The following is a 15,043-nucleotide window of genomic DNA, read 5'->3' as shown; positions in this document are numbered from 1 at the left end:
GCTCGATGCGGGGTCAGCTGGACAGTTCCAGGAGACGGCCCATGAGGCGCTGCTCCTCATCGGCGGCCTCGTGCACCAGTTTCGAAGCGTCGTGGAGGGAATCCGGCGACGAGGCGGCTCCTGCGTGGTCCAGCAGTCCGGCCACCTCGGTCCACTTCTTCGACACCTCGCGGTAGGCGTCGGAGACCTCCCGGAACTCGCCGGTACCGGTGAGTTCGGCGGTCTCCGCCAGGAAGTCCGCCCACATCGCGCGGAACAGGCCCCCACCCGTTCCCGCGTCCTCCATGATCGTGCTGATCTCGCGGAGGCTGACCGCGGGCGACTCGAGGTCGTCGAGCCATCCCGGCATGAGGTCGGCGACCTTGTGCATGCCCTTGTGTCCGAAGTTGGTGATCGGCGGATTCAGAATGGTCTCCGCCGCCATTTTGATGCCTTTGCGGGCGGCTTCCCCGAGATCGGGCAGGCCGCCCTTCTGGCGTGCGAGGGTGAATGCGCGGTTGCGTGAACTCATCGGTCCGCGTGCGTTGCGTGCGGTCGTGAGGGATTCGCTCGTTGCCCATTGCAGGCCGAGCGGCTGCGTTTCGACGAGTGCGAAGCGGTCGGCGTCGTCGCGTCCGACACAGGCGACATAATGTGCCGCGAACCGGAAGTCGTCGGTGGAGTAGTCGAGGAAGTAGCGGTCGAGCTTGAGGCCGACGACCGTTCCGGATTCAAGCTCTTCCAGCAGTTGTTCCCTCGCCCGTTTCACCGAGGACGTCTCGTGCACGGACAGCCGCAGGTTCAGTGCGTCGGCGAGATTGGCGGACAGCGTGTCGGGTTTGATGCGGCCGCCGACGAACGGCGTCGGCATCTGCTTCGTCCGCCAGTAGATGAACGACAGACCACCGGCAATGCCGAAGACCATCGACTCCGACAAGTCGATCTCTTGCTGCCGCAGCAGATTCACAAGGGTGGTCGACTCGCAGTGCTTACCGACGAACGGGTCCGCCTCCAGAAGCGACACGTGTTCACCTCTCCCTGTCTCCGCGTGGATCGTAGCGCAGCCTTCTTTACGGCGGTTGGCCTTGACGGCGGTCGGCGTCCGGGGACCGGAAAGGCGTTCACTCGCTCGAAGCGCGCGAGACAAGGAAGTTGCCGAGGAACAGGTGATCCATCTCCGTCTTGAGGAAACAGGCAAGAGCGTCGGCGGGTGAGCAGACGATGGGCTCGCCGGCGACGTTGAACGAGGTGTTGATCAGACAGGGAATCCCGGTGAGCTCGGTGAACTGGCGCAGGAGTTCCGCGAGGAGCGGATTGCTGTCCTCGGTGACCGTCTGGATCCGCGACGTGCCGTCGACGTGGCAGGCGCCCTGGATCTTCTCCTGGTATTCGGGGCGCACGGGAACCACGAAGGTCATGTACGGCGATGATGTCTTCTTGCCGAGTTCGAAGACGTCGGGCGCCATGTGTTCGAGGATCACGGGGGCGAAGGGCCGGAATTGCTCGCGGTGTTTGATGCGTTCGTTGATGATGTCCTTGATGTCGGGGTACCTCGGGTTGGCCAGGATGCTGCGGTTGCCCAGGGCGCGCGGACCGTACTCGAGGCGCCCCTGGAACCAGCCGATGACGCACCGCTCCTGCATCAGGGTCGCGGCCTTCCGCGGCACCTCCTCGGGGTCCAGTTCCCGCCAGGTGACCTGGTCCGCGTACTGCTGGAGGGCCGTCTGGATCTCCCGGCCGTCATAACTGGGGCCCAGGTACGGTGACCTGCCCGCCCGGGGCGGTGTGCCGGCTCGCTGACTTGCGAACAGAGCCGCGCCGATGGCCACGCCGACGTCGCTGGCGCCGAAGCTGACGTCCATCTCGGTGAAGCGTGAACGCTCCAGCAGTTTGCTGTTGTTGACGCAGTTCAGGGCGAGACCCCCCTCGAAGACCACGCGGGAAAGGTCGCTGCGGGCTTCGAGGATGCGGATCTGCCCGGCGGTCACCGTCTCGAGCATGTGCTGAGCCGCGCCGGCCACGCGGACCCGGTAGTCGAAATCCTCACGGCATTCCGCGTTGCCGCCGAAGATGCGGTCGAAGAGTTCGTAATAGGCGGGTACGGCGTTCGCCGGATAGGGAATCCGGTAGGTGCCGTCGGGGCAGATCTCGACCACGTCCGTGAGGAACGGGTTCGGCTCGGGCGGCGGGCCGTAGCCGGCCAGTCCCATCACCTTGTACTCGTCGTTGTTCGGGACGAATCCGAGATAGCGCGTCACCACGGAGAAGAGCATCGCCAGCGAGTGCCGTGAGTCGATGGTGACGTCGTCGAAGATCTTCGTCTCTCCGTCGCGCACCTCGCCCATGATCGACGACAGCCATTCGGCGCGGCCGTCGCTGATCAGGAATGCCGCGTCGCCGCCGCCCGACAGGTGGTATCCGGTCATCAGATGTGCGATGTGGTGCGGGACCCGGACCAGTTTCTCCGGGCTCAGCCGGTGGCCGGTGTATTCGAGGAAGTCGGCGTGGGTCGCCTCCTCGCTGAACAGCGCCTCATGGGTCTGAGCCAGGCGCTGGAGACGGGCGAACTTCGCCTCCACGGTCGCCGTGCTGTCCTCGGTGATCTCGGCGATCATCTTGTTCACCACGTCCTGGGAGAACTGCCAGGAGAAGGCGAAGGTGTCGACGTCGTCGAAGGTTATCCCGGCCGACTCCAGGCACCAGCGCATGGCGTTGACCGGGAATTTCGAGGTCTTCTTCTCCCGGTTGAGCCGTTCCTCCTCGACGGCGGCGACCAGCTTCCCGTCGATGAGGAGGGCGGCTGAGGAGTCGTGGCCGTACAGGAGGTGGCGGTCGATGCCGGTGGCGCGAAAGAGGCGCCCGAAGATTTCCGCAGACTTGCCGAATCCGTTGTAGCCCAGAATGATCACAAGGGGCTCCTTTCGCTATGGCCAGATCGTGAGGTAGTCCGAAATCACGGTCGTCCGCCGGAAGTTCGCGTCCAGCTCGGCGCCGGTCAGATCGGCGCCGCTGAGGTCGGCGCCGTCCAGATTCGCGCCGACGAGCCGGCAGTCGTTCAGCTCGGTGAGGATGAGGTACGCCTCGCACAGATCGGCGCCCTCCAGATTCGCCCCTCTCAGATCGGCGGACATCAGGTACGACTCGCTCAGCACGGCGTCGGTGAGGTCGGCGCCGGCGAGTTCGGCGCCGCGCAGATCGGCGCCGTGCAGCGCCGCTTTGCGCAGGTCCGGCCGGAAGGGGCCCTGGGCTCGGCGCCGGCGGGCGTGCTCGTTCCAGCGTTCGGGACCCTGGAGCAGTACGGACTCGTCCTCGGTGGGCATGTTGTGACCTCGCGGCTACAGGGTGGAGAGCGCGGTCAGCGCCCGCTTCTCGACGTCCATCGCGGACCGTGCCGTGTCCGCCACGGCGTCCACGAGTGTTTTGAGATCGTCGCGCGCGGTGGCGGTGGTCCCGGCTGCCGGCAGTGCGGCGCCCAGGGCCGACCACAGCCGGCCGCTCTCGTGGAAGTGTGCGGCGGCGTCTGCGTAGCGTGTGTCGCCGGTGCCGTCGGCCAGCTTCGTCAGATAGCGGCCGAGCATCGGACGGAACAGACCACCGCCGGTGCCGAACGACTCGATCTGCCGTCCCACGTGCAGGAGTTGGCGCGCCAGCGCGTCGACGCGCACCACCCGGCCGGTCAGGTCCACGTCCTCGACCTCGCCCTGCTTGGACTGTGGCCAGGACGGTGCCGTCGTGGCCAGCAGCTTCATCCCGGGGATGCCGAGGTGCCGGCTGCCCGGCCGGAGGACCTCGCGGCACAGGTTGCGGACGGCCACCGGGCCGACGAGGTCCAGCCGCGGAGTCCTGCGCGGCGCGCCGAACACGTACACCCTCCGGTCCGGGTTCAGCGGCGGCGAGTTGCGGCTGGAGCGGGCCGCCTCCAGCGCGTCCGCGGTCACACTCACGGTTTCGTCGAAGGCCGGGTCCGACACCTCGAACGCGTCGGCGCCGAGGATGCGGACCACGTTGACGAAGTACCCGCCGAAGGAGGAGCGCCCGTCCAGGCCCCAGTACGGGAGCAGTCCGAGGTCGACGCGGGTCATGGCGGCGGGCGCCGAGTCGAGCAGCTTCGCCAGGCCCGCAGAAGAACCGGGGGTGTGTGCGGCGACCTCGACGCCCATCAGCCGCGCGGCCCGGAGCGGCATGACCGCCTGCTTGCCGACGACGATGTCGGGCGCGTTGCCGTTGGCCGGGAAGAACGAGAAGCCGAAGCCTCCGTCCAGCCCGAACACGACCTCCTCGTCCACCGCGTGTCCGGCGGCGGCGAGCAGGGCGCACTGGCAGGCCGTCTCGCAGTGGATGCCCCGCCGGTGGACGTAGCGGCCGCTCGCGTTCATCGCGTCACCCCCTGTCCCAGGGCCATCAGGGACCGGCGCGTACGCGGGTCCATCTTCTCCACCGCGTACCGGAAGGTGTCGCGGGGCATGTCGGTGTGCCAGGTGCGCAGGAACTCGGTCACCTCGGCGGGGTGGACCTCGGCTGTGACCTTGAGCAGCCAGCCGCAGCCCTTCTGCACATAGGGGTCGCCGTCGTGCATCAGATGGGCGCAGTTGTCGAAGACGTGCGACGTCGGCAGTTCGAAGAGCGTCCGGCCCACCTTGCGCCGGACGAACTTCACGACCGCCACGTTCGCTGCGCGTCTGGCCCACGGGGAGGGGGACTCGACCCAGCGCCGTGTCCGCGGGATCAGCTCCAGATGGCCGAGGAAGAACGGGTACAGCAGCTTCAGGCAGAGGTCGTCGCACTGCGCCCAGTTGGACACGTACGTCTCCAGCCAGTGCTCGCAGCGCCCCAGCAACTCCTCGCCGAGTCCTGTCCGGGCGGCCTTGTGCAGGACGGCGAAGCCCAGTAGCACCTCCTCGTGGTGTTCGGCGCGGGCCAGCAGCGTCTCCGCCAGATGCAGTCGTGCCGCCGGGGTGATGTCGCGCCGGTCACGGAAGTAGTCGGTGGCGACGGCGGCGACCGCCGCGTTGCCGACGCCGAGCGCCCGGATCTCGTGCGGGAAGTACCGCTGCATGTTCGCCGCGAAGTCCGGATCCGCCCTGTCCGCAAGGGACTTCAGCAACTCGTCGGCGGCCGCTGGAACGTCCGTCATGAGGTGCCGATCGTCAGTTTGAGCGGTTGGGTGGTCGGCCGCGGTGCGCGTTCCAGGCGCGGCTTGCCCTGCATGACGTAGTCGTACTCCTGCTGCATCTCGACCACGGCCTGGATGGTGTCCTTCGAGCGGTCCGCCAGGTTCTGCCCGCCCAGGCCCCACCACAGGTACCAGTTCTTGTGGCTCAGGTAGGCGTCGCGGACGAAGTCGAGGGTCTCCCGGTCGGCGAGGATGGCCGGCTCCACGTAGAAGGCGGGGACGAACGTGCCCTGCTTCTCCTCCAGGATCCCCGCCTTGACGGCCTGGCGCTGGAGCTTGGTGCCGCTGAGGATGCGGATGCCGAGGTTGGCGTAGATCTGGGCCGGGTTGAGGTATCGCTCGGTGAAGCGGATCGACTCCTTCAGCGCCTGCGGAGTCTCCCCCGGCCCGCCGAGGAAGATGCAGTGGGTGTGCTCGATCGGGCTGGCCGTGAACAGGCGGTCGATCTCCAGGACCCGGGCCATGTCGAAGCCCTTCATCAGGTCCGCCAGGGCCTCGTCGGTGAGGGCGTCGGTACCGAGGTCCACCCGGATGCAGCCGGCCGCGTGCAGCAGTTCCACGAACTCCGGGGTGACCGCGTTCGGCGTCAGCTGGCAGTACCAGGGCACGTCGAGCTTGGCGCGGATCATCTCCTCGCACACCTCGGCGGCGTACTCCATGGGGTAGTTGAAGGTGGCGTCGACGATCTCGAACTCCCGCACGGCGGGGTTGTCCTTCATGGCCCGCTGGATCTCGCCGACGACCTCGGCCGGGTCCTTGAACCGGTCGCCCTTGCCCTCGGTCTTGCGGATGATGCAGTAGGAGCAGAACAGTTTGCAGCCCCGCTTGGTCTGCAGGGTCTCGATGGCGGGCTGGTGGTCGCGGGTGAGGTCGGAGGCCGCCGAGACGCCCTCCTCGAAGTACCGGGGGTCGTAGACCGACCGGTCGGGCTCCAACGCCCCCAGGTCGAACGCGGAGTTGGACTGGTTCTGGCAGAACCTTCCTTCGTCGTCGAGGTAGCACAGTCCCGAGATCGACTCCCGGCGTCCGCCGCTCCGGAGGTAGTCCAGCAGCTGGACGATGCCGGCCTCGCCCTCACCGGCGATGCCGTAGTCCGGCTGGGCGTACTCGAAGAACGACAGCGGCTCGACCGAGAAGCCGGATCCGCCGAGGACGACGGTGGCGCTGGTGTACTTGCGTACGCACTGGACGATCTTCTCGGTCATCGGGCCGAAGAAGACCGGGTCGATGAAGGTCAGGTTGTCCAGGTTGCGTACGGCGATGCCGACCACGTCGTACGTGTTGGCGGTCAGCCTTTCCCGGACCGCCTTGAGCTCACGGGACTCCCAGAGCAGGTCCAGGACGTCGACCTGGTGTCCGGCGTGCTTGAGGGCGGCGCTGATGTAGGCCATGCCGATGGGCAGTGCGGGGCGCGGCACCCGGATCTTGTTGGTGGAGATGAGCAGCACTCGCATGGGACGTCACTCTCCGAGCTGCCAGTACGTCGCCGGTTTCAGATCGCCGCGCAGGGTGGCTTTGGCGCGGTAGCGACGCATGCGGTCCAGGTCGATGTCGACGACGCCGACGCCCGGTTCCTTGCCGAGGTCCACCATGCGTTCGTCGCCGTCGACGAAGTCGAATCGTTCGGCCTCCAGGAACAGCGGGTCGGCCAGGATCTGGCTGCATCCCGTGTAGCCGAAGCCGGCGTACAGGTTGGTGCCGATGCCGGAGGCGAAGGCGATGATGCATTCGGCGTCCACGGCCCTCACCGGCAGCCGCATGTTCGCCACGTAGGCGAACATCTCGGGCACCAGCGCGGAGCACACGATGATGTCGACTCCGCGGAGGCAGTACTCCCGCGCGACCTCGGGGAAGTTGATGTCGTAGCCCTGCATCAGACCGATGCGCCCGAACTCGACGTCGAAGACGGGGTATTGGGTGCCGCCGGCGAGGTAGCGGGCCTCCAGTTCGTGGCAGTGCACGCGCCGATAGGTGCCGAGCAGGGTTCCCTGCGGGCCGGCCAGTACCGAGGTGCTGTAGTAGTGGCCGTCGTCACCGCGCTCCAGCAGTCCGGCCACGATGTGCGCGCCGGCCTGTTCGGCCTGCTCGCACAGGAAGTCGGTCTCCGGCCCGGGGATGGGCACCGACACGTCGGCCACCTCGAGGATGTTGCCGGAGGTGGAGAAGGCCTCGGGCAGGCAGATCAGGTCCGCGCCCTGTTCGACGGCCTCGTGGATGTAGTGCTCGGCCCGGCGCAGGTTCTGGGCCGGCTTGCCGAGCTTGGACTCCATCTGGACGACTGCGATCTTTGTCCCGGGCATCACAGGCTCACCGGCTCGAGGGGACGTGAGGAGATCACCAGGCCGAGGTCCTCCTCGACCACCTGCCAGTCCGTCAGGCCGGCCTCCTTGAGCAGCTCCGCCGCCTCGTCGCGGGTGTACGCGGCCTGCAGGGAGCGCATGAACTCCTCGCCGCCCTCCTTGACGAACTGGAGGATGAAGGTGATGTGCCCCTCCTCGGCGTGCCGGTTCATGTCCTCGATGATCACGACGCCGTCGGGTTTGCAGATACGGGCGCACTCCTTCAGCGTCTCCACCGGCCGCCGCCAGCGGTGCAGGGAGGAGAAGGAGAAGACGATGTCCGCGGAGTCGTCCGGGAACGGCAGCCGGCTCAGCCTGGCCATCTCGAACTCGACGTCGCCGGCGGTGTTCGCCCACACGGCCAGGGTCAGGTTGTCCTCGGCCACGTCGACGAGGTTCTGGTTCTCCTCCACCCCGGACACGGCGAGGTCCGGGAGTTTGCCGGCCACGTGCAGGGACAGCAGGCCGGTGTTGAAGCCGACCTCGACCAGGTCGGTCATTCCCTCGCGGACGTGGGCCAGGATGCGCTCGCTGGGCCGCTGGTAGGCCATCAGCGCGGAGCGGCGCATGCCGAGGTCGTAGAAGCGCACCTTGTCGATGTCGTCGTGCGGGGCCGGCTGCGGCACGCGCTCGGCGAGGTCGAGCAGTCGGGTCTCAGTGGTCATGGCCGACCTCCTCGGCCTTGGGACGGGGCGTGATCTGCACCGGGATCGGCTGCGAGGAGATGAAGTTGGAGATGTCCGCGCCCAGGTGCTGCGGGTAGCGGCGGTACTCCGGCGAGTAGAACGCCTTGGAGATGTTGTCCAGGTAGTACCAGCCCTTGGGGCCGGTCACCTCGATGCCGTCCTCGTTCGCGGTGATCAGTTCCTTCTCGATCAGGTCGTCGATCTCGGTGCGGAACATCTCCATGAAGTCGACGCCGTGGATGCGGCGGAACCGCTCGCGGTCGACCCGTCCGGCCTTGACGCCGAGGACCATCGTGCGGCGGATCGCCTCGGACTTGGTGATGTGCTTGCCCATGGAGATCGGCAGCCGGCCCTCCATGACCGTCTGGATGTAGCGGCCGATGTCGGGTTCGTTGAAGTACCAGTGGTCGCGCAGGTGCCCGGTCGCGGTGGGGCCGAGGGGGATGATGGGGATGTCCTCGCTCCACGACGTCTCGCCGTACTTGGGCTGGTAGCCGGGTTTGGCGAAGCAGTCTCCGTAGTAGCCCAGGAAGCCGCTCTTGGAGAGTTTTTCGGCGGCGAACAGGAACATCTCGTCGACGACGGCTTTCTCCGGGACCGGAGGCAGCTTCCTGCGCTTGGTGGAGACCTGCGCGAACTCCATGTACGTGTAGAACGAGATGCAGGTGACCCCGAGGTCGATGGCGACGTCGAGGCTGTGCTCCCAGCTCTCCATCGTCTGCCCGTTGATGCCGTGCATCAGGTCGATGTTGATGTTCTCGAATCCGCACCGGCGCAGCAGCCGGATGCTCTCTTTCAGCATCTCGGGATCGTTGGGGCGACCGATGTTCTTCAGTTCCTCCGGCACGAAGGTCTGCACGCCGAGGCTGATGCGCCGGATGCCGCGTTCCAGCAGGACCTTGGCCTTGCGCTCGGAGATGTCGACCGGGGTGGTCTCGATGGAGAAGTCGGCGTCCTGCTCGACGTTGAGGCTGCCGAACAGGTGGCCGAGCAGTTCGTCGAGCTGCGGTGCGGTCAGCGCGGTCGGGGTGCCGCCGCCGATGTAGCCGAGGGTGATGACGTGGTCCTGGATGTAGGGCCGGTTCGCGTAGTTGGTGATCTCCGCCTTGAGCGCTTCCAGGTAGGTGCGGGTCAGGTCCCGGTCGGTCTGGTGCTTGATGTACGGGCAGCTGAAGCAGAGGCGGTTGCAGAACGGGATGTGGACGTACACCCCCATCGGCTTGCGGGCGAACACCTCCTCCTCGTTCACCGGCACGTGCTTGGTCGGGTACTGCCGCACCCACTCGCTGTCGCGTTCGGGGTATTCCTTCCAGAACGGCATGCTCGTGGTCGTGGTGGTGATGCTCATGCGAGGTCCCCCAGTTCGACTTGTTCGACGATGGAACGGACGACGTCCGCCAGGGTGGGCTGGAAGTAGGACGCGGAGCGCAGCGCAAGTCCGGCGGCGTGGGCGCGGGCGACCAGCGCGGCCAGCGTGTCCTGGTGATCGCCGTCGGGCAGGTCGAGCTTCACGCCGTGTTCGACGGTGTGGACGGCACGGATCGGGCCGCCGGGCGTGGCCTGTTGCGCGGCCCAGTGGTGCAGCGGCGCGAGGTGCGCCTCGCCGAAGGCCTCCAGGATCAGGCTGGAGCGCTCGCCCCACCGGGTGACGGCGTCGAGTGAGGCGTCCTGGACCTGGTGGCCCTGGTGCAGCACGACGACCGAGTCGGCCAGCGCGAGGAGTTCGTCGCGGTGGTGGCTCGCGAACAGCACGCCGACGCCGTCCTTCTTCAGGCTCCGCAGCAGTTCCAGCAGCGTCTCGCGGGCCGTGGGGTCCAGACCCGTGGTCGGCTCGTCGAGGATCAGCAGGTCGGGCCGGTGCGCGACGGCGCAGATGACGTGCAGTTTGCGCTGGCTGCCGCCGGACAGGGAGCGGACGTAGTGGTGGCGGTACTGCTCCAGGTCCGCCAGTGCGATCAGCTCCTCGTAGCGGCCCGGTTCGGCCCGGCGGAGTTTGAGCTGGTGCTTGACGTACGTCTCCACGGTGACGCCGTCGGGCAGGTCCTTGGCCTGCTGGACGTAGCCGATGTGGCGGCTGACCTGTCCCCAGCGGCGGGGTGTCGTGCCGCAGACGCGTATGTCGCCGTCGGCCGGGCGCAGCAGGCCGGCGACGAGCCGGATCAGGGTGGTCTTACCGGCGCCGTTGGTGCCTATGACGGCCACGCCTTCGCCGGCGGCGACCGCGAAGTCGACGTCGCGCAGCGCGAATTCGGGGTTCACCCGGTGGGCGAGCCGGGAGACCGACAGCACGGGTGGGCCGGCGTTCGTGGGGTCAGCCATGGCCGATCCTCCTGCGGAAGGACCATGCGGCGATGCCGACGGCCAGGAACGAGTACGCCACCGCGAGGAGTGTCGAGGAGGCGGAGGCCGGGAAGTCCGGCGAGGTGGCGGCACGGAAGATGTCGACGTGCACGGCGAGCGGGAGTCTGGCGAAGACGTCGCCCAGCGTGCCGAGGTTGGTGAGCGGGAAGAAGATGCCGGCGAAGTACATGAGCGGGATGACGATGATGTTCACGACCGCCGGGAAGGAGATCTCGTTGGTGTAGGTGGCGACGAGGATGCCGAGGCCGGCGAAGGCCGTGCACGCGGTGAGGAAGCCGAGCAGGAACAGCGGCACCGACTCGATGCGGGCGTCGAAGACGCCGACGCCGAGGACGACCACCAGGGCGAACTGGAACAGGCACTTGAGCACGACACCGACGAGCCGGGCGAGCAGGAACCCGGAGTACGACAGGGGCGAGAGGATCAGGTCCTCGATGGTGCGGCGGTTGCGGTCGATGATGACCGTATAGCCGACGGTGTAGGTGCAGCTGAACATGATCCCGGCGCCGATGATTCCGGGGAAGACGAAGCCGAAGTAGTTGGCGGCCGTCGGTGCCGGGCTCACCATCTGGTCGGTGGCCGCCCCGAAGGCGAGCACCATCGAGACCGACGTCAGCAGGGTCGAGATCGCGAACAGGCGGTTGTCGAAGAACTGCCGCATGTCGATGGCGACAAGCCCGAGGACGTCGCCGAGCCAGCCGGACTCCGGCTGCACACGCATGGCACTCATCGAGCGCGGCTCCCGTGAATCGTGGTCCAGGTCGACCGCAGGTCGTCGTGGAAGGGCAGGCCGGCGCGGATCTTGCGCCGCTGCCGCCAGTGCACCTCGGCGTCGATCACCGTTTCGTGCGGGCCGGGGCCGGCCTCGGCGAGGATGTCCGCCTCCGGGTCCTGCCGGGCGTCCTGCACCAGACCGTCGACGATCATGCTGTGGCCGACGTACGTCATGTTGGCGAAGCGGTTCTCGCCGACGCCGCTGGCGAACACCAGCGCGCACTCGTTGTCGGCGGCCCGCGCGCGGCAGATGGAGCGCAGCGGGTGCGAGAACGGGCCGAAGAGGTTCGCCACGCAGACGACGAGGTCGGCGCCCTGGGTGAGGAAGTGACGGCTCGCCTCGGGGAACCGCACGTCGTAGCTGACTTGCAGGCCGATCCGTCCGACCGGCGTGTCGATCACCTCGCCCGGGGAGCCGCTGGACACGTACGCGGACTCGCCCTCCCACACGCAGGCCCGGCGGTACCAGCCCAGCGGGTCGCCGGCCGGGCCGACGAGCACGGCCGCGTCGAAGACGTCCCGCCCGGCCGAGAGCAGTACGCCCGCAGCGATGTGCATCCCGAGGGTGCGGGCCTGCTCGGCGAGGAACCGCACGACGGGGCCGTCCTCCGTGGTCGCGTCGGTGCGCAGGGTGGGGAAGTTGAGGCCGGTGGCGAACGTCGCCGGCAGACAGGCCAGGTCGGCCTCGCGTTCCCGCGCGGTGGACAGCAGCTTGGCGGCGCGTGCCAGGTTCTCGTCGCGCTCCCCCGGCTCGATCCGCATCTGGAGGGCGGCGAGCCGGGTGCCGGGGCCACGGAAGAGGCTCATCGCAGCGCCGCCTCGGCAGCGACTTCGCGGCGGGCGCGTTCCAGCACCGGGAGGAACTCGTCGACCATCTCCCGTGTCACATGGCGGGTGACGACGAGGCGCAGGGTCTCGCCGAACCGCTTCGAGGTGGAGACGATCCAGCCCCAGGATTCCAGCAGCTGCGAGATCCGCACCGCGTGCTCCATCTTGACGACCACGATGTTCAACTGCGGTTCGGCGGCCAGCTCGTGGCCCGCCGCGCGCAGTCCGGCCACCAGGTGCGCCGTCACCTCGAAGTTGGTGCGGGTGAGGGAGCAAAAGCCGTCCCGCCCGAGGTGCTCGAGCACCGCGTAGGTGGAGATCGCTGCGGAGCCGGGACGGGTGCCGAGCAGGGTGTTGTGCACCGGTGTGTCGACGAAGAAGGAATCGACCGCGAACCGTCCGGCGTCCTGGGCGCCCCGGAACAGGATCGCGCCGGCCGGGACGTTGGCCAGTCCGTACTTGTGCGGGTCGATGGTGATGGAGTCGACGCCGTCGACGCTGAAGTCGAACTGGGGCAGGTCGTGGCCGAGTTCGCGGGCAAAGGGGATGATGAAGCCTCCCGTGGCCGCGTCCACGTGCAGGTGTACGTTCCGGCCGCGGACCACCGGTCCGATCTCGTCGACGGCGTCGACGACCCCGAACTCGCTGCTGCCCGCGGTCGCGACGACCGCGACGGTGTGCTCGCCGATGCGCCGGGCGACCTCGGCGGCCGGCAGCCGCAGGTCGTCGTCGACGGGCACGACGACCGGGGTCAGCCCCAGCAGGCCGAAGACCTTCGTGAAGGAGAAGTGCACGGTGCTGCTGACGACGACTTCGGGCCGGTCGGTCAACGTCCCCCGGGCGCGGGCCGTTTCGCGGGCCACGAGCATCGCGATCAGGTTGGCCTCGGTTCCGCCGGACACCAGGCTCCCCGACCCGCCGCCGGGGTGGCCCAGCAGGTCGAGCAGCAGCTGGACGACCTTGCGCTCGATCCGCTTGGTGCCGCGGAAGATCCGCACATCGCCGAGGTTGGTGTGCGCCGCGGCGGCCGCCATCTCCACCCCCAGGGGGTGGGGTTCGGTGCAGATGGAGTTGAGCACCCGGTTCCACGGCACGTCGTCCGCCATGTCCGTCGCGATCCGTCGTCGCACGTCGGTTTCGGGAACGCCGGAGGTTCGCATGTCAGCTCACCTGCGCCGTGAGGTCGGAGTACAGCTCGGTGCGGCGTGCCCACAGACCGAACCAGAGTGTCTGCTGGAAGCGCAGGTCGGGTTCGCGCAGATGCTGGATGTTCGCCGCGTCCCACGGCGCCTCGATGATGCCTTCCCGGGTGCCCGCCTCGGCGGCGAATCCCTCGGGCATGGCCACGGCGCTGCCGCCGCCGCAGCGCTCGCTCAGCGAGCCGGCGAAAGCGACCGCGACGGTGTTGATGGTCGCGATGCCCCACACGGCGGCGCGCTGCGCGGCCTGCTGGGTGCCGTCGAGCGACCCGGCAACCAGCAGCAGCTCGGCGCCGGCCAGGCATTGGATGCGGGGTGGTTCGACCAGCCAGAAGTCGGGGCCGAGGAGCACTCCGACGCGGCCGTACGGCGTCTGCACGACCGGGAAGTCGTCGCCGGTGCCGGTCGTCCCGTCGGGCAGGATCGGCCGCTCCATCTGGGCGCACACCGAGCCGCTCGGGTCCAGCAGCCGGGCCACCTGCGTCAGCTCGCCGTCCGGCCGCTGCTCCGGCCAGGAGCCGGTGAGGACGTAGGCGCCCCGGGTCCGCGCCAGCGCCGTCAGGCGCTCTAGGCACCGCTCGCGCAGCTGCTGCGGCAGTGCCCGGACCTGGTCGCCGGTGGTGAAGGCGTTCTCGGGCAGGACGACGAACGACGCGTCGTCACTCACCCTGCTGTCGAGGTCGTCGAGCACGGCGGCGGCCGTCGCCTCAGGGTTCGCCCGGCGTGCGTGTTGCGCTACGAAGATGGTCACGGACGGGTCCCCTCGGTTGCGCTGGTCGCGGCGGCGGCCGGGCCACGGTGCGGGCCTTGGCCCCCGGTCAGGCTCGCCCTCAGTTCGGCGGCGAGGTCCCGGTTCTGCCCGGCGTACGGGGTGAGCAGTTTTTGGTAGGCGCCGGGCCTGCGCAGCTGCTGCCAGCGGCGGCCGTCGCCGGGGGCGGGCTCGTCGAGGTCGACGACGAGCACTTCCGGTTTGTCGCTGCCGGCCTGTGCGATCACGCCCTCCGGGCGGGCGACCAGGCTGGTGCCGGCGAAGTGGATCTCCACGAGGCGGTCCCCGCGTTTGCCGCGGACGACGCCGACCGAACTGGCGTAGACAATGTTGACGTCGTTCAAGTAGGCGGCTGTGCGCAGGGCGTTGACCATCAGCGGCTGGTTCTGTCCCAGCGTGCCGCCCGGTACGAAGATGGTGCGCGCACCGGCCAGGGCGAGCAGCCGGATGACCTCGGGGATCCAGAAGTCCGAGCACACGGCGATACCGATCTGCCCGAACTCGGTGGACATGACGCCGAGCGAGTCCGCCTGACGGCACACCACCATCTCGTTGCCGAAGGCGTGCGCCTTGATGGCACGCCCCGTGATGACGCCCTGCCGGCCGATCAGCAGGGACGTGTTGCGGTACATGCCGTCCTGCAGGTCCTCGACGATCGAGCCGAGCAGGATGTGTGTGCCGAGTTTGCGGGCCAGTGTCTGGAAGCCGTCGACGACCGGTCCGGGGATCGGGGTGTCGGTGCGCCCTTTCAGGCCGTCCTGGCCCGGCATGTACCAGGGCGGGCCGAGCAAAAACTCGGGGAAGCACACCAGGTCGATGTCGCCGGCGCTGCAGACGTCCTCGATCGCCTGGTGCGCGTTGCGCAGGCCGTCCTCGTGATCGTCGACCCATTGGGTCTGTACTACCGCTACCCTCATACGTCTTGTCTCCTCGCG

At 68.3% G+C, this 15,043-nt stretch carries 15 protein-coding genes; all 15 read right to left on the bottom strand.

The window, feature by feature from the left end:
- Positions 1-13: 13 nt before the first annotated feature.
- Positions 14-1,003 carry a BtrH N-terminal domain-containing protein gene (locus MQN93_RS10210; RefSeq protein WP_308404288.1) on the bottom strand — a complete coding sequence of 330 codons (990 nt, stop codon included), beginning with the start codon at positions 1,001-1,003 and terminating at the stop codon, positions 14-16.
- A gap of 97 nt (positions 1,004-1,100) precedes the next feature.
- On the bottom strand, positions 1,101-2,888 hold the full coding sequence (locus MQN93_RS10205; protein ID WP_242709204.1) for a carbamoyltransferase family protein: 1,788 nt from the start codon (positions 2,886-2,888) through the stop codon (positions 1,101-1,103).
- A gap of 15 nt (positions 2,889-2,903) precedes the next feature.
- Positions 2,904-3,299, bottom strand: a complete 396-nt coding sequence (locus MQN93_RS10200; RefSeq protein WP_242709203.1) for a pentapeptide repeat-containing protein — start codon at positions 3,297-3,299, stop codon at positions 2,904-2,906.
- A gap of 15 nt (positions 3,300-3,314) precedes the next feature.
- Complete coding sequence (locus MQN93_RS10195) at positions 3,315-4,355, bottom strand: DUF4872 domain-containing protein (RefSeq protein WP_242709202.1); 1,041 nt, start codon at positions 4,353-4,355, stop codon at positions 3,315-3,317.
- Complete coding sequence (locus tag MQN93_RS10190) at positions 4,352-5,113, bottom strand: DNA alkylation repair protein (RefSeq protein ID WP_242709201.1); 762 nt, start codon at positions 5,111-5,113, stop codon at positions 4,352-4,354. The genes MQN93_RS10195 and MQN93_RS10190 overlap by 4 nt, the downstream gene beginning before the upstream one ends.
- On the bottom strand, positions 5,110-6,606 hold the full coding sequence (locus MQN93_RS10185) for a B12-binding domain-containing radical SAM protein (protein WP_242709200.1): 1,497 nt from the start codon (positions 6,604-6,606) through the stop codon (positions 5,110-5,112). Before MQN93_RS10185 ends, MQN93_RS10190 begins: the two co-directional genes overlap by 4 nt.
- Before the next feature lie 6 nt (positions 6,607-6,612).
- Positions 6,613-7,452 (bottom strand): carbon-nitrogen hydrolase family protein, encoded by an 840-nt coding sequence (locus MQN93_RS10180; RefSeq protein ID WP_242709199.1) that lies wholly within the window; start codon positions 7,450-7,452, stop codon positions 6,613-6,615.
- Positions 7,452-8,156 (bottom strand): class I SAM-dependent methyltransferase, encoded by a 705-nt coding sequence (locus MQN93_RS10175; protein WP_242709198.1) that lies wholly within the window; start codon positions 8,154-8,156, stop codon positions 7,452-7,454. Before MQN93_RS10175 ends, MQN93_RS10180 begins: the two co-directional genes overlap by 1 nt.
- Positions 8,146-9,525, bottom strand: a complete 1,380-nt coding sequence (locus MQN93_RS10170; RefSeq protein WP_242709197.1) for a coproporphyrinogen-III oxidase family protein — start codon at positions 9,523-9,525, stop codon at positions 8,146-8,148. The genes MQN93_RS10175 and MQN93_RS10170 overlap by 11 nt, the downstream gene beginning before the upstream one ends.
- The gene (locus tag MQN93_RS10165) at positions 9,522-10,496 is read right to left on the bottom strand and encodes an ABC transporter ATP-binding protein (protein ID WP_242709196.1); all 975 of its coding nucleotides are present in this window, start codon (positions 10,494-10,496) and stop codon (positions 9,522-9,524) included. Before MQN93_RS10165 ends, MQN93_RS10170 begins: the two co-directional genes overlap by 4 nt.
- Positions 10,489-11,268: an ABC transporter permease gene (locus MQN93_RS10160; RefSeq protein ID WP_242709195.1), complete on the bottom strand. Its 780-nt coding sequence runs from the start codon at positions 11,266-11,268 to the stop codon at positions 10,489-10,491. Before MQN93_RS10160 ends, MQN93_RS10165 begins: the two co-directional genes overlap by 8 nt.
- On the bottom strand, positions 11,265-12,119 hold the full coding sequence (locus MQN93_RS10155; protein WP_242709194.1) for a carbon-nitrogen hydrolase family protein: 855 nt from the start codon (positions 12,117-12,119) through the stop codon (positions 11,265-11,267). The genes MQN93_RS10160 and MQN93_RS10155 overlap by 4 nt, the downstream gene beginning before the upstream one ends.
- Positions 12,116-13,300 (bottom strand): tyrosine decarboxylase MfnA, encoded by a 1,185-nt coding sequence (gene mfnA / locus MQN93_RS10150; RefSeq protein WP_242709193.1) that lies wholly within the window; start codon positions 13,298-13,300, stop codon positions 12,116-12,118. The genes MQN93_RS10155 and mfnA overlap by 4 nt, the downstream gene beginning before the upstream one ends.
- A 1-nt stretch (position 13,301) precedes the next feature.
- Positions 13,302-14,090, bottom strand: coding sequence for a carbon-nitrogen hydrolase family protein (locus MQN93_RS10145; RefSeq protein WP_242709192.1), 789 nt, complete (start codon positions 14,088-14,090; stop codon positions 13,302-13,304).
- Positions 14,087-15,025 carry a carbon-nitrogen hydrolase family protein gene (locus MQN93_RS10140; protein ID WP_242709191.1) on the bottom strand — a complete coding sequence of 313 codons (939 nt, stop codon included), beginning with the start codon at positions 15,023-15,025 and terminating at the stop codon, positions 14,087-14,089. Before MQN93_RS10140 ends, MQN93_RS10145 begins: the two co-directional genes overlap by 4 nt.
- Positions 15,026-15,043 lie beyond the last annotated feature (18 nt).

The organism is Streptomyces spinosisporus, from assembly GCF_022698145.1.
Taxonomy (GTDB): domain Bacteria; phylum Actinomycetota; class Actinomycetes; order Streptomycetales; family Streptomycetaceae; genus Streptomyces; species Streptomyces spinosisporus.
The sequence above is the reverse complement of the archived record's forward strand: the minus strand, read 5'-3'. Positions and strand labels throughout refer to the sequence as shown.